The organism is Streptomyces sp. NBC_00667 (assembly GCF_036226825.1).
GTDB lineage: Bacteria > Actinomycetota > Actinomycetes > Streptomycetales > Streptomycetaceae > Streptomyces.
In genome coordinates this window covers 5,094,165-5,108,504 of sequence record NZ_CP109022.1, presented here as the reverse complement: position 1 = coordinate 5,108,504, position 14,340 = coordinate 5,094,165, and the positions used below count along the sequence as shown (strand labels likewise).

The following is a 14,340-nucleotide window of genomic DNA, read 5'->3' as shown; positions in this document are numbered from 1 at the left end:
CCCGTCCCGGCCAGGGACCGGCCGCGTCCCAGCGAGCCCCGCGTCACACCGCGCCCGCCCCGGTCAGCGACCGGACCTCCGTCTCCGCGTGCTTCGCCGCGTCCGGTTCCTCGGCCGAGGTGAGCGTGCCGAGCCAGCCCGCGAGGAACCCGAGGGGGATCGACACGATCCCGGGGTTCTGGAGCGGGAAGTACTGGAAGTCCACTCCCGGGAACAGGGACTCCGGGCTGCCGGAAACCACCGGGGACAGCACGACCAGCACCACCGCCGGCACCAGCCCCCCGTACACGGCCCAGACCGCCCCCCGTGTGGTGAACTCCCGCCAGAACAGCGAGTACAGCAGCACGGGCAGGTTCGCCGAAGCGGCCACCGCGAAGGCCAGTCCGACCAGGAACGCCACGTTGAGGTCCTGGGCCAGCAGCCCCAGGGCGATCGCCACCGCTCCGATCCCGACGGCCGCCGTCTTGGCCACGGCAACCTCGCTGCGCTGCCGGCCGTGACGGCGCCCCAGCGACGCGTACAGGTCGTGCGCGACGGAGGCCGAGGACGCGAGGGTGATCCCGGCGACCACCGCGAGGATGGTCGCGAAGGCGATGGCGGCGACGAAGGCGAACAGCACCGCGCCCCCGGTGGAATCGATGCCCCCGCCCAGGAAGCCCGCGAGCAGCGGAACCGCCGTGTTCCCGGAGGCGTTGGACGCCCGTACCTCGCCGGGCCCGAGCAGCGCGGCCGCTCCGAACCCGAGCACGATGGTCATCAGGTAGAACCCGCCGATCAGCACGATGGCCCAGACGACGGACCGGCGGGCCGCGCGCGCCGTCGGCACGGTGTAGAAGCGGGACAGGATGTGCGGGAGGCCGGCCGTGCCCAGGACGAGGGCGAGGCCCAGGCTGATGAAGTCGAAGCGAGCGGTCCAGTCGGCCCCGTACTTGAGGCCGGGGCTCAGGAACCGGGCTCCGTGTCCGCTGCGCTCGGCGGCGCTGGTCAGCAGCTGGTTGACGTCGCCGTGGAAGCGCAGCAGCACCAGTACGGTCAGGGTGACCGCGCCGCCCATCAGCAGCACGGCCTTGACGATCTGGATCCAGGTGGTGGCCCGCATGCCGCCGAACGACACGTAGACCACCATGAGCGCGCCGACCCCGATCACGGTCAGGGTCTTGGCGCCGGTGCCCGAACCGCCGATCAGCAGCCCGACCAGGCTGCCCGCGCCGACCATCTGCGCGACGAGGTACAGCACGGAGACCACGACAGAGGAGGTGCCGGCGGCGATCCTGACCGGCCGCTGGCTCATCCGGGCCGCGACCACGTCGGCGAGGGTGAACCGGCCGCAGTTGCGGACCAGTTCGGCGATGAGGAAGAGGACCACCAGCCACGCGACGAGGAAACCCACCGAATACAGCATGCCGTCGTAGCCGAAGAGGGCGATGAGGCCGGAGATGCCGAGGAAGGAGGCGGCCGACATGTAGTCGCCGGCGATGGCGAACCCGTTCTCCAGCGGGGAGAAGAGGCGGCCGCCGGCGTAGAACTCCTCTGCCGAGCCGTGCCGGTTGCGGCTCACCCATGTGGTGATGCCCAGGGTGATCGCGATGAAGACGCTGAACAGGACCAGCGCGAGGGCTTGGTGCTCGGTGCTCAACGGCCCTCCTCCCGGGCCTGTTCCCGCTGCCGGCCCCGTTCCTGTTCGAAGACCGTCCAGCGCAGGTCGAGCGCCGCCCGGTCGCGGCGCAGCCGCGCGTGCCGGGCGTAGGCCCAGGTCAGGAGGAAGGTGGTGAGGAACTGGCCGAGGCCCGCGAGCAGGGCCACGTTGACCGCGCCCACGACGGGCCGGGCCATCAGACCGGGCGCCGCGGTCGCGGCGATCACGTAGGCGACGTACCAGAGGAAGAAGCCGGCGGTCGCGGGGATGACGAACCCGCGGTAGCGGCTCCGCACTTCCCGGAAGGCCTCGCTGCGCTGCACTTCGAGGTAGATCTCGGACGCGCCGGGTGCGGGCCGGCCGTCGGCCTCCGGGCCCGCGGGATCCGTCGCGGCGCCCTCACCCCAGCCGACTGCCGGCGCGTCGTACCAGGGGTCGTCCAGCCGGATCGTTCCGGCATCACGACCTTCGTGCTTGTCCACCGAACTCTCCTTGTCCGCGACCGCATTGGCCGCGCGCCACAAGGATGGGGCAATGGGGTCTTTCCGGACGGCCGTACCGGCGCTCTTCACCCGTTCAGGTGAGGGAAGGAGAGGGAAGAGCGCCGGCGTGCCGGGATCCGCCGGGAGCCGGGCCGGCTCAGGCGTCGATGCGCGAGCGGTCCAGGGTCGCGGCGGAGCCGGTGATGAACTCCTTGCGGGGAGCCACCTCGTTGCCCATGAGGAGGTCGAAGACCGACTCGGCGGAGTCCAGGTCGCCGATGTTGATCCGGCGCAGCGTCCGGTGGCGCGGGTCCATGGTGGTCTCCGCGAGCTGGTCGGCGTCCATCTCGCCCAGGCCCTTGTAGCGCTGGATGGCGTCCTTGTAGCGGATGTTCTTGCGCTGGTACTCGAGCAGCGTCTGGCGCAGCTCGTTGTCCGAGTACGTGTAGACGTACTTGTCCTGGCCCTTCTTCGGCTGGACGAGTTCGATCCGGTGCAGCGGCGGCACGGCGGCGAAGACCCGGCCCGCCTCGACCATCGGCCGCATGTACCGCTGGAAGAGCGTGAGCAGCAGACACCTGATGTGCGCGCCGTCCACATCGGCGTCGACGAGCAGGACGATCTTGCCGTAGCGGGCGGCGTCGAGGTCGAAGGTCCGGCCCGAGCCGGCTCCTATGACCTGGATGATCGCGCCGCACTCGGCGTTCTTGAGCATGTCCGAGACCGAGGACTTCTGGACGTTGAGGATCTTGCCGCGGATCGGCAGCAGCGCCTGGAACTCGGAGTTCCGGGCGAGCTTCGCCGTACCGAGCGCCGAGTCGCCCTCGACGATGAAGAGCTCGCTGCGCTCCACGTCGTCGCTGCGGCAGTCGGCCAGCTTGGCGGGCAGCGAGGAGGTCTCCAGCGCGGTCTTGCGGCGCTGGGCCTCCTTGTGCTGGCGGGCCGCGATACGGGTCCGGGCAGCCGCGACGATCTTCTCCATCACGGCGCGGGCCTGCTGCTTGTCGTCGCGCTTGGTGGAGGTCAGGAACGCCTTGAGCTCCTTGGCGACCACTGCGGCGACGATGCGGGTGGCCGCGGAGGTCCCGAGGACCTCCTTGGTCTGGCCTTCGAACTGCGGCTCGGCGAGACGGACGGTGACCACCGCCGTCATGCCCTCCATCGCGTCGTCCTTGACCACGTCGTCCTCGGCGACGCGCATCAGCTTCGCCGAGCGCAGCACCTCGTTGACGGTCTTGGCGACCGAACGCTCGAAGCCGGAGACGTGGGTGCCGCCCTTGGGCGTGGCGATGATGTTCACGAAGGACTTGACGTTGGTCTCGTACCCCGTGCCCCAGCGCAGGGCGATGTCGACGCCGAGCTCGCGCGTGACCTCGGTGGGGGTCATGTGACCGCGCTCGTCCAGGACGGGGACGGTCTCCTTGAAGGTCCCGGTGCCGCTCAGCCGCAGCACGTCACAGACGGCCTTGTCCTGGGCGAGGTACTCGCAGAACTCGCTGATGCCCCCGTCGAAGCGGAAGACCTCCTCGGTCTTGCCGGCGCCGTCGACGGCCCGCTCGTCGCGGACGACGAGCGTCAGCCCGGGGACGAGGAAGGCCGTCTGGCGGGCGCGCTGGTAGAGCGTCTCCAGATTGAGCCGGGCGTCCTTGAGGAAGATCTGGCGGTCGGCCCAGTAACGGATCCGGGTGCCCGTCTTGCCCTTGGCGATCCGCTTGGTCTTGCGCAGGCCGTTGGCGGGGTCGAAGGGACTGTCGGGGCCCTGCTCGGTGAACATCCCGGGCACGCCGCGCCGGAAGCTGATGGCGTGCGTCGAGCTGCCTCGGTCGACCTCGACGTCGAGCCGGGCGGAGAGCGCGTTGACGACGGAGGCGCCGACGCCGTGCAGGCCGCCGGAGGCCGCGTAGGAGCCGCCGCCGAACTTGCCGCCGGCGTGCAGCTTGGTCATGACGACCTCGACGCCGGAGAGGCCGGTCTTGGGCTCGACGTCGACGGGGATGCCGCGGCCGTTGTCGCGGACCTCGACGGAGGAGTCCTCGTGGAGGATCACCTCGATGTGGTCGCAGTAGCCGCCCAGGGCCTCGTCGACGGAATTGTCGATGATCTCCCAGAGGCAGTGCATCAGGCCCCGGCTGTCGGTCGAGCCGATATACATGCCGGGGCGCTTGCGGACGGCCTCAAGACCTTCGAGGACGAGCAGGTGCCGCGCGGTGTAGTTGGAACCGTCCCGGTCTGCTCCGGACAGCAGCGCGCTGGAAGGCACGGACGTGTCGGCGGTCACGCAGTTCGCTCCTCGCTGAATTTCTTTTCTGGCCCGGTTGGGCGCAGGGGTGGCTCGGTCGCCCGTCAGAGGGTACCGAGGCCTGGTAGAGCGGATGCAACGCCACCCTCGTCGCTTCCCCAGCCTAGTGCAGATCCGCACGGATGTTCGATCCCCCGTGGGGGTGACGCAAACATCACGTTCCCTTCGACGCATGAACCATTTAGGGTTCGGGCACGTCCTCATGAACAACCGGCGCTCATGCCGGCGAGGACGGAACTGCAACAAGCGAACGACTGACAACGCGAAACCGTAAAGCAACGCAATACGGCTCCTTCGCCGCCAACCGGCAACAGCCGGCCAGCTTCGGAAGGAAGTTTCGAAAGAAAGCCGCGAGCGGGAACGTTTTCGGCCTGGTTGGATGTTGACCCTGGTACGACAGCTCGTCGAGCTAGAGAAGAGGCGACGTGACTACTGTTCTGACACCCGCGACCCCGCTGACGGCCGCTGACCGATGCGACCGTTGCGGCGCCCAGGCATATCTGCGCGTCGTCCTGCTGAGCGGTGGTGAACTGCTCTTCTGCGCCCACCACGGGCGTAAGTTCGAGCCGGAACTCAAGAAGATCGCCGCGGAAATACAGGATGAGACCGAGCGGCTTACGTCCGCTCCGGCTGCCAATGCCGCCGACACCGAGGACCGCTGACACAGGCCTACCCTCGCATCCGACGAGCCAGGACCGGCCAGGCCGGTCGACGGGCGGCTCCCCCTGTGACCCAGGAGGAGCCGCCCGTCCTCATTTCCGCCGGTACGCCCAGGGGCCGGAGTGCAGGCCCTACAGCCCTTCGAGAGGGACTGGACGGCGCGCTGAGCCCCTCGGGGCGCCCGCCGTGGGCAGCGGCCGGTCGACCCGCTGCACGACCCTCTCCGGGCTGCTCACGAAGCCGGACATCGCGGAGATCCGGGTGTACACCCCCGGGCTGTCGGGGCGCCCGCAGCCCCGCCCCCAGGACACCAGGCCGATGAGCCGCCCCTGGGCGACGAGCGGACCGCCGCTGTCGCCCTGGCAGGCGTCCTTGCCGCCCTCCTGCTCCCCCGCGCACACCATGGACTCCGGCAGGTACTGCCCGTCCGAGTCGCCCGGGTACGCCTTCGCGCAGACCTCGTCCGACAGCACCGTGACGTGCGCGGCGCGCAGCCCGTACGCGTAGTCGCCGAACCCGCTCGTGTCGCCCCAGCCGTACACCGCGGCCTGTGTGCCGGGCTCGTAGGCCGGGTGCCCGGCACCGGCCATGGGCAGGACGTACTGGGCCGGGACCGCCTCGGCGAGTTCCAGCACCGCGATGTCCCCCGCGTTGCTCTTGGGGTCGTACTCCGGGTTCACCCGGGCCGAGCGCACCGCGATCTCGCGCCCGTCGGACGCCCGCAGCTCCGTGCGCCCCGTGATCACCCGCAGGTCGGGCACCGCCTCGACCGGGCCGCCCAGCACCTGCCGCCCCAGGCAGTGCGCGGCGGTCACCACCTTGGCGGGGGCCACGAGGACGCCTCCGCAGAACTGGCCGCCCCGCGTACCTCCGAACCGGTCACGGCTGGCCAGGGCCACGACCCACGGACTGTCCGCCACCTTCACGGGCTGGCCGCCGATCACCACCCCGTCCGCGGCCGCCCGGGGCAGCTGGGCCGGATGCGCCGCGGCCGCTCCCGCCACCAGCGTCAGCACGCCCGCCAGGGCACGGGCAAAGAAACGACGCATGAGGCCTCCTGACTCTGGGTGTGCATGACTCCACCCAGAGTGGGATGCCCGGTGGCCGTGCGCACCCGCGCGGCCACCGGCGCCGCCCTGCCGCCGTCCGTGGGCGGGCCGGTCAGTCGAGGTAGTCGCGCAGGACCTGCGAACGCGACGGGTGGCGCAGCTTCGACATGGTCTTGGACTCGATCTGGCGGATCCGCTCGCGGGTGACCCCGTAGACCTTGCCGATCTCGTCCAGCGTCTTGGGCTGCCCGTCGGTCAGGCCGAAGCGCATCGACACCACGCCCGCCTCGCGCTCGCTGAGCGTGTCCAGCACCGAGTGCAGCTGCTCCTGCAGGAGCGTGAAGCTGACGGCGTCGGCCGGGACCACGGCCTCGGAGTCCTCGATGAGGTCACCGAACTCGCTGTCGCCGTCCTCGCCGAGCGGGGTGTGCAGGGAGATCGGCTCGCGGCCGTACTTCTGGACCTCGATGACCTTCTCGGGGGTCATGTCGAGTTCCTTGGCCAGCTCCTCCGGGGTGGGCTCGCGGCCCAAGTCCTGGAGCATCTGGCGCTGCACACGCGCCAGCTTGTTGATCACTTCGACCATGTGCACGGGGATGCGGATGGTGCGGGCCTGGTCGGCCATGGCGCGGGTGATCGCCTGCCGGATCCACCAGGTCGCGTAGGTGGAGAACTTGTAACCCTTGGTGTAGTCGAACTTCTCGACGGCACGGATCAGGCCCAGGTTCCCCTCCTGGATCAGGTCCAGGAAGAGCATGCCGCGGCCGGTGTAGCGCTTGGCGAGCGAGACCACGAGACGGAGGTTCGCCTCCAGCAGGTGGTTCTTGGCCCGGCGGCCGTCCTCCGCGATGATCTCCAGCTCGCGCTTGAGCTTGGGCGCCAGCTTGTCGGAGTTGGCCAGCTTGTCCTCGGCGAAGAGGCCTGCCTCGATCCGCTTGGCGAGCTCGACTTCCTGCTCGGCGTTGAGGAGGGGGACCTTGCCGATCTGCTTGAGGTAGTCCTTGACGGGGTCGGCGGTGGCGCCGGCCACGGCGACCTGCTGGGCCGGGGCGTCGTCCTCGTCGTCGGAGATGACGAAGCCCTTGTTCTCGCCGCCGTCCTCTTCCTCCTCGGACTCGGCCTTGACGGCGGGCCCCTCCTCGGGGGTCTCCTCGTCGGCTTCGTCCGCGTCCTTCTTGGCCGCGGTCTTCTTCGCCGCCGTCTTCTTGGCGGTGGCCTTCTTGGCAGGCGCGGTCTTCTTGGCCGCCGCCTTCTTCGCCGCGGTCTTCTTCGCGACGGGTTCGGTTCCGGGCTCCTCCACCAGGGCGTCGGCGGCGTCCGGCTCCGCCGTCGCGGGCTCCGGTGCCGCGGCCTCGGCGGCCGGCGCGGACTCCGTCTTCGCCGCCACGGTCTTGGTCGCCGTCCGCTTGGCCGGGCTCTTCGCTGCGACGCTCTTGCGGGGGGTGCGCTTGGGCGACTCCGCGGCACTGACCATCAGCGTCACACCCTCTTCCTCGAGGATCTGGTTGAGGCTGCGCAGAACATTCTTCCACTGGGTCGCAGGAATCTGGTCAGCCTCGAAGGCCCGACGCACGTCATCGCCGGCGATCTGCCCCTCGGCCTTGCCCCGCTCGATGAGCGCCATCACAGACTCGGAATCGGCGATCTCCGGCGGGAGCGTACGGGATGTGCTGGCCGACACGAACAACCTCTCGGAACGATGGGAACGGCTTCCGACCCCGGCCTGGTGGTGCTGGACCGTGGCCGACGACCACCGACTGGGAATGGGCCGGGGGCGCGGGCAGGGGCCGGGGAGCTGCACAGCACCCGCAAGGGGCTGTCTTCCCTCCGTCGGCCATCACCTCTTGAGTCATCGCGTGACGTCGCGGAGCGTTACGCCCAATCTTCGTGGCCCGAGTCACACCACTTTTCCGCCAATGCCGGTCATACGGTCATACGCGCACTTCGTGAGGCTGTTCGTCAGGCTGCGCGGGCCCCCCACACCGGTGTCGCCGGGTCCCAAGGGGGCCCGGCGACACGTGGTGGAACCCCGCGTGGTGAAAGCCGCCCGGTGCACCCCCGGCGCGCCCGCGGGTCGGCCTCCCAGTGCTCGCGCGTCGGCCTCTCAGTGCTCGCGCGGGGCCGGGACCACGCGCTCGACCTCCGGGTGCACGGTGAGCAGCTGACGCATGGCGTTCTCGGCGCCGACCGCGTCCCCGGCCGCGAGCGCCTCGACCATGCGGGCGTGGTGCGCGACGCAGGTCTCGCTGGGACGGTCGCAGGCAGTGACCGGGCTGCCGGAGACCTGGAGGGCGGCGCCGACGATGCCGGAGAGGTGCTCCAGCATGCGGTTGCCCGCGACCTGGATGAGCAGCGCGTGGAACTCGTTGTCGGCGCGGGCGAAGGTGATCGCGTCCCCCTGGCCGAGGGCGTGGCCCATGATCTCGACCATGTCGGCGAGCCGCTGCTGGATGTCGGGGCGGCCGTGACCGGCGGCGAGGCGGGCGGCCAGCGGTTCGATGGTCCAGCGGAGCTCGTTGAGCTCGCGGCGCTGGTCGTCGCGCTGGGGGCCGAACGCCCGCCACTCGATGATGTCGGGGTCGAGCAGGTTCCAGTCGGCGACCGGGCGGACCCGGGTCCCCACGTTCGGGCGGGCGCTGACGAGGCCCTTGGCCTCCAGGACGCGCAGTGACTCGCGGACGACCGTCCGCGAGACCTCGAAACGCTGGCCGATCTCCTCGGGGACCAGGGGACGGTCCGCTCCGAGGTCGCCGGAGACGATCATCTGGCCGAGCTGCTGGACGAGTTGGCCGTGCAGTCCGCGGCCCCGGCTGCCTGCCGCTCGGCGGCCGACGCGGCTCAACTCGACGTCGGCGCCGTCCCAGTGGGGCGGCCCGACCCGGTCGGACCCGGGGGTCTCCGCGAAGGGGTAGCGGTCGAGTTCGCCCGGGCCTGCGAGACCGGAGTCGGCGTGGCGGGCGGCGGTCATCATGGTGTGCGCAAGGGTACTCACGAATCCTTTGTCGGCTGTGCCCCCACCACCCTTGAGGTCTTTGGTGAAAAGCACACGAAAGGGTGATCGGTGCCACCTACTCAATTGACGACTTATCGTAAAGAACCGGGCCTATTGCGGGGAGTTGCGATCCCTTTCGCGTGATGCGGACTCCAACGATCCCGATCGCGCCCGTCCCGCTCCGGAACGGTCAGCATCGGTCTCTCACCAGCGCACTCGGCCACGCAGTCCTGTGAACCCATAGGCGCACAACAGGACGATCAACGACAACACCAGAGCCGTCCCGACGGGTTGGGCCATCATCCGCAGGACGCCCAGTACCAGACGGTCCGCCTCGGGGGGCCAGTGCGCCGCGGACATCCCCCGCAGCCGCGGGACGATCCCGTCCGCCGGGTACGCGGACGGCCCGGCCAGCACCTTGCGCACCAGGGGGACGACCGCCACCGGCACTGCGAGCACCGCGGCCAGGCCGGCCGCCGTGGAGCGGAAGACGGCGGAGGCCAGGACCCCGGCCCAGGCGCAGCCCGTGAGCAGGCCGGCCCAGCTCACGGCCGGGATGATCCACTGCGTCGGCGAGCGCAGGGGAGCCGCTCCGAAGACCAGCTGGACGGCGCAGGCGTCGGCGAGGAGGGCGAGGGCGCCGATCAGGAGGGCGAGGGCGGAGCAGACGCCGAGTTTCGCGGTGAGCAGCCCCAGCCTGCGCGGCACGGTGCCCCGGGCCGCCGCCAGCGCGGGGTAGCGGTACTCCTCGCCGAAGGCCAGGGCGCCGAGGAGTCCCGCGCCGAGGGCGGCGGGCGGCAGCGGAAGCAGCTCGGGCCAGGCAGCGAGCATCCGGTCGCGGGGGGCGGCGCCGGTCCGGGCGAGCAGTACGGCGGTGATCACGGAGGCGGCGATCACCACGGCCGCGGTGAGCCAGGGGGTGGCGGTGCCGAAGACGCGGAGCAGCTCGTAGCGCAGGGGACGCAGCGGGCCGCCGACCCTGCGGACCGCCGAAACCACGAGATCTGCGCCGCGGGTGCGTTCCAGGGCGGCCGGGACGTCCGGGAGCGCGGCATGAGCATCGCCGCCGTCCTGGGCGGGCCCGGTCGCAGACCAGCTGCCGGCCCAGGATTCGGCGGGCAGTCCGGGGCCGCCGGGGAAGCCCGACACGGCGTGCACGTCGGGGGTGACCTGAGACCCGGCATGGTGCCCGGCCTGATGCCCGGTCTCCCCTCGCGTCTCCGCACGGGCGTCGATGCGCACCTCGGCGCGGGCGTCGGTGGCGCGGGCCTCGGTGCGGGCCTGCGGGACGGGCCGGGTGGGTGTCCCCGCGTCGCCCGCATCACCGGCGTCCCCGGTCTCGTCGGCGAGCTGGTGGACCAGGACCCCGTTGCGGAAGGCCGCTTCGCCGACCTCCGCGCAGTTGCTGCCGTACACGGACAGGCGGGTACCGCTCTCCGCGACGATCTCGACGGCGCGCTGGGCCGCCCGGGCCTCGCGCCCCAGTACGTCGGCCAGCCGGGCCGCGTGCGGGGTGCGTACGGCGACCCTCGGCCGGAGCCGGGTCCGGGCGAAGTCGGCGGCGTCCTGGTCGGCGACGAGCCGGCCCGCCTCGATGGAGACGACCCGGTCGGCGCCTCGCGCGGCTTCCTTGGCGTCGTCGGTGGTGAAGAGCACCGCGCCACCGAGGGAGGCGTGTCTGCGCAACAGCCCGTACAGCCAGCTGCGTTCGCGTGGGGACAGGTCGGCGGCGGGCTCGTCGAGCAGTAGTGTGCAGGGGTCGGCGAGGAGCGCCGCGGCGAGTGCGAACCGGCGCTCCATCGCGCGCGAGAGGGAGCCGAGCCGGTGGTCGCGCAGGCCGGCGATGCCGACGACCTCCAGCATGGTGTCGGCCCGGGCGGCCGGCACACCGGCGGCCGCGCAGAGCATCCGCAGCTGGTTGCGCACGGTACGCGACGGGTTGCCGGGCACGTCCCCGAGCAGGACTCCGACCTCACGGCCGGGCTGCGGGACCTGGTGCAGCGGGCGGCCCCGGAAGTAGGTGACGCCGCGGCCCGGTTCGAGTTCGAGCATGAGCCGCAGGGCGGTGGTCTTGCCCGAACCCGGCTCGCCGAGCAGGGCGGTCACGCACCCGGGGCGGGCCTCGAAGGTGAGGTCGTCCACGGCGGGCGGAAGGTCTCGGCGGGGTGTGCTGGTGAGTCCGATGGCCTGGAGCATCGCTTCTCTCGCGGGGGGTGAGACCGCTCTGCGGCAGGATGAGTACCGCAAGCAAGATAACGCGATATGTCCGATTTTCGGGGCAGGCGGGCCGTGGACTCGGCCGTGTCGCCCCGCGAGCACGCCCCGTCGGGGGTGAGCCCGGCGATCCGGGGTGGGGCGGTGGCTCGCCCCGGGAGGAGCCGGGCCGGGAGGAGCCGGGCCGAATGGAGCCGGGCCGGGGTGGCGGGGCGTCAGACCTCGGGGCGCAGCATCGGCGGGTTGAGCAAGGTGGCCCCGCCGGCCCGGAACAGCTGGGCGGGGCGACCCCCCTGACGGGTCGTGGTCCCTCCGGCCGGCACCAGGAACCCGGGGGTCCCGGTGACCTTGCGGTGGAAGTTGCGCGGGTCGAGCGCCACGCCCCACACGGCTTCGTAGACCCGCCGCAGTTCACCGACCGTGAATTCCGGCGGGCAGAAGGCCGTGGCCAGGGAGGAGTACTCGATCTTGGAGCGGGCCCGCTCCACACCGTCCGCGAGGATCCGCTCGTGGTCGAAGGCCAGCCCCGCGGAGGCCTGTTCGCCGGCCGCGAGGAGTTCGTCGACGGGAGCCCAGCGCGCGCTGTTGGCGTCACCGCCCGCCCTGGGCGCGGGCAGGTCCGGCGCGAGGACCAGGTGCGCCACGCTGACCACCCGCATCCGGGGGTCCCGCTTCGGGTCTCCATAGGTGGCGAGCTGTTCGAGGTGAGCGCCATTGCCCACGCCCGGAACCTCCGGATCGTGCGCGCACAGGCCGGTCTCCTCGGAGAGTTCCCTGGCCGCGGCTGCCGCCAGATCCTCCTCGTCGCGCACGAAGCCGCCGGGCAGGGCCCAGCGTCCCTGGAACGGCTGCTCACCTCGCCGGACGACCAGCGCGCAGAGCGCGTGGCGCCGTACGGTGAGCACGACCAGGTCGACGGTGACGGCGAAGGGCGGAAAGGCCGACGGGTCGTAGGGCGACATGCCGCGATCATAGTCGTCTGCCTGACGATAAACAGAGCTTTGGTGAGCCCGGAGACGGTGATCCGGAGCTCAGCCTCCAAGTTGCAGCGCATCGGCCGCCTCCTCCACCATGCCGAGCCCCAGACGGCTGACGCGTACGGCGAAGGGTTCCCCGGCCACCCGCAGCCCCGAAAGCCGCAGGGCGCCGAGCGGGGCGCCCGCGAGCGGTGCGAGCGCGACCGTTCCGGCCGGGGCGTCCGGGCGGATCCCGGCGAGCGCGGTCAGGACGTGGATCCCGGCCGCCGCCGCCACCGCGGCGGGGCGGCAGGCCGCGGGGTGCGGGAAGGGGGCGCTGCCCGCGGTGCGCTGCTCCGCCGCGTACATCTCCGGCAGCCGGTACCCGAACCTCTCCGCCGCGTCGAGCAGGCCCCTCAGCAGCCCGGCGGCCTCCTTCTCGAAGCCGGCCTGGGCCAGGGCCGCCACCGCGACCGCGCTCTCGTGTGCCCGCACCGCGCCGGAGCGGTGGCCGAAGGGATTGTGGCCCGGTTCGCGGGCGGCCATGCTCCGCAGGCCCCAGCCGCAGTCCATGGCGGGGGCTCCGAGCAGCCGGGCGAGCTGTTCGGTACGTACCCGGTCGAGCAGGCCGGGGGCGAGCCGCGCGCCGCCCAGCAGTCCGGTGTCCAGCAGGTGGGCGGCGGCGCCCGTCAGTCGGGGCAGCGGCCGCCCGTCGGGGTGCAGGGCCGCGGCCGGGCGCCCGCCGTCGGGGCCGTCGACCCAGAACGCGGTCCGGAACCTGGCCCGCAGTTCGCCCGCCCACTCCCGCCACTCCCCGGCCCCGTCCCGCCCGAACCCGGCGAGCAGGTCGGCCCCGAGCAACGCGGCCCGGTGCGCGTGGGCCTGGGTTTCGCAGCGCCGGGGTCCCGGGTCGGGGTCGGGCAGGAAGCCGTCTTCGCCCATGGCACCGCGCAACCACCCGAGGCAGCGCTCGGCGGCCGGCAACAGCCGGGCCACCTCCGCCTCGGGCAGCCCCCAGCGCCACGCTTCGGCCAGCACCGCCGGGAAGGCGAGGGTGGCCTCCGTACCGGTGCAGCCCGGCGGCAGCTGGGGACCGGCCCCGCGCAGCGGCCCGGGGATCTTCCCCGCGTCGGGCCCCCGTCCGGTCTGGGTCCGGGCCAGGATGCGCAGGGTGGCTCCGGCCAGGCCGGTGCCGAGCGGCAGCGCCATCCGGGCGGCCCACAGCGATTCCGCCGGGGCGAGGCCGAGCCGCCAGGGCACCCCGGCCGCGGCGAAGGCGTCACCCGGATCGGCGGGGTCCCGCAGGAGCAGGGCGCCCAGATCCTCGGCGCTGGTCCGGAACCAGGCCTGCGCCCTCGGGTCGTCGCCCTCGGCCCGGGCTCCGGACAGCGGGTTGGCCACCTGCCCGGCCGGGGCCCGCGCGGTGCGGTCCCCGGTGGTGCGCAGCTCGATGGTGCGGGATGCGCCCGGCCCCAGTTCGAGCTGCCAGCGGAGCAGGCCCGAGGAGGCGAGCACGTCGTCGGGAGCCGGCTCGGCGACGGTGACGGCATGCGCCCCACCGGTGCTCCAGCGCAAGCCGGCCGCGTGCACCCCCGCGGGCAGCTCCGCTCCGGCACGGCCGGCCGCCACCGCGGCGAGTTCCGCCAGGTCGGAGCCGAGCGCGAGCTCCACGGGCAGGCGCACCGGCCGGGCCGCGTAGCTGTGCAGGGTGATCCGCTCGGTGCCGTCCGCGTGGCGGACCCGCTCGACCCCGATGTCGGGGTCGGGGCCGGACTCGGCTCCGGTGCGGACGGTGGCGGTGAAGGCCGCCCGGTCCGCCCCGAGGCTGCGCCCCTGGACGGCGACCGGATCCCGGCCGCCGACACGCAGGACGCACCGGGAGAGCAGCCGGCGCCCCGCGCGGTAGATCCCGTCGAGCCCCCGACCGGTCAGTTGACCGTGCTCGGGCGAGATGACCAGGCAGGGCGCGGCGACGCAGATGACGGCCCCGTGCACGGGCGGCAACTCGGGCCTGCGGGCCGGGGGTACGGGCTGAGCCATGCGTCGCCTTGT

Annotated in this window: 10 protein-coding genes; 1 reads left to right on the top strand and 9 read right to left on the bottom strand. The window is 72.3% G+C overall.

Annotation, left to right across the window (positions count from 1 at the left end):
* Positions 1-43: 43 nt before the first annotated feature.
* The 3 genes from OHA81_RS23680 to OHA81_RS23670 form a co-directional block, all read right to left on the bottom strand.
* Positions 44-1,636 (bottom strand): solute symporter family protein, encoded by a 1,593-nt coding sequence (locus tag OHA81_RS23680; protein ID WP_329198951.1) that lies wholly within the window; start codon positions 1,634-1,636, stop codon positions 44-46.
* Positions 1,633-2,118 carry a DUF485 domain-containing protein gene (locus OHA81_RS23675; protein WP_329198950.1) on the bottom strand — a complete coding sequence of 162 codons (486 nt, stop codon included), beginning with the start codon at positions 2,116-2,118 and terminating at the stop codon, positions 1,633-1,635. The genes OHA81_RS23680 and OHA81_RS23675 overlap by 4 nt, the downstream gene beginning before the upstream one ends.
* Positions 2,119-2,275: 157 nt before the next feature.
* The gene (locus OHA81_RS23670; RefSeq protein ID WP_329198948.1) at positions 2,276-4,396 is read right to left on the bottom strand and encodes a DNA gyrase/topoisomerase IV subunit B; all 2,121 of its coding nucleotides are present in this window, start codon (positions 4,394-4,396) and stop codon (positions 2,276-2,278) included.
* A gap of 446 nt (positions 4,397-4,842) precedes the next feature.
* On the opposite strand from OHA81_RS23670, the gene OHA81_RS23665 reads away from it, so the two are divergent.
* The gene (locus tag OHA81_RS23665; protein WP_030239625.1) at positions 4,843-5,079 is read left to right on the top strand and encodes a DUF7455 domain-containing protein; all 237 of its coding nucleotides are present in this window, start codon (positions 4,843-4,845) and stop codon (positions 5,077-5,079) included.
* A gap of 129 nt (positions 5,080-5,208) precedes the next feature.
* Here OHA81_RS23665 and OHA81_RS23660 read toward each other — a convergent pair whose 3' ends face one another.
* From OHA81_RS23660 to OHA81_RS23635, 6 genes are all read right to left on the bottom strand, one after another.
* The gene (locus OHA81_RS23660; protein ID WP_329198945.1) at positions 5,209-6,126 is read right to left on the bottom strand and encodes a S1 family peptidase; all 918 of its coding nucleotides are present in this window, start codon (positions 6,124-6,126) and stop codon (positions 5,209-5,211) included.
* A 112-nt stretch (positions 6,127-6,238) separates the two neighbouring features.
* On the bottom strand, positions 6,239-7,813 hold the full coding sequence (locus tag OHA81_RS23655; protein WP_329198943.1) for an RNA polymerase sigma factor: 1,575 nt from the start codon (positions 7,811-7,813) through the stop codon (positions 6,239-6,241).
* 417 nt (positions 7,814-8,230) lie between these two features.
* Positions 8,231-9,118: a FadR/GntR family transcriptional regulator gene (locus OHA81_RS23650; protein ID WP_329198941.1), complete on the bottom strand. Its 888-nt coding sequence runs from the start codon at positions 9,116-9,118 to the stop codon at positions 8,231-8,233.
* Between the two features lie 204 nt (positions 9,119-9,322).
* Complete coding sequence (locus OHA81_RS23645) at positions 9,323-11,314, bottom strand: ATP-binding cassette domain-containing protein (RefSeq protein WP_329198939.1); 1,992 nt, start codon at positions 11,312-11,314, stop codon at positions 9,323-9,325.
* Positions 11,315-11,547: 233 nt separating this feature from the next.
* Entirely contained in the window at positions 11,548-12,294 is a 747-nt protein-coding gene (locus OHA81_RS23640) for an NUDIX hydrolase (protein ID WP_329198937.1), read from the bottom strand.
* A 69-nt stretch (positions 12,295-12,363) separates the two neighbouring features.
* Positions 12,364-14,328: a glycogen debranching N-terminal domain-containing protein gene (locus tag OHA81_RS23635; RefSeq protein ID WP_329198935.1), complete on the bottom strand. Its 1,965-nt coding sequence runs from the start codon at positions 14,326-14,328 to the stop codon at positions 12,364-12,366.
* Positions 14,329-14,340: the final 12 nt, after the last annotated feature.

What these genes read in the sequence shown, in the direction of transcription:
- OHA81_RS23660 (WP_329198945.1), bottom strand. Translation starts at nt 6,126, where the DNA reads ATGCGTCGTTTCTTTGCCCGTGCCCTGGCGGGCGTGCTGACGCTGGTG.
- OHA81_RS23645 (WP_329198939.1), bottom strand. Translation starts at nt 11,314, where the DNA reads ATGCTCCAGGCCATCGGACTCACCAGCACACCCCGCCGAGACCTTCCG.
- OHA81_RS23640 (WP_329198937.1), bottom strand. Translation starts at nt 12,294, where the DNA reads ATGTCGCCCTACGACCCGTCGGCCTTTCCGCCCTTCGCCGTCACCGTC.
- OHA81_RS23635 (WP_329198935.1), bottom strand. Translation starts at nt 14,328, where the DNA reads ATGGCTCAGCCCGTACCCCCGGCCCGCAGGCCCGAGTTGCCGCCCGTG.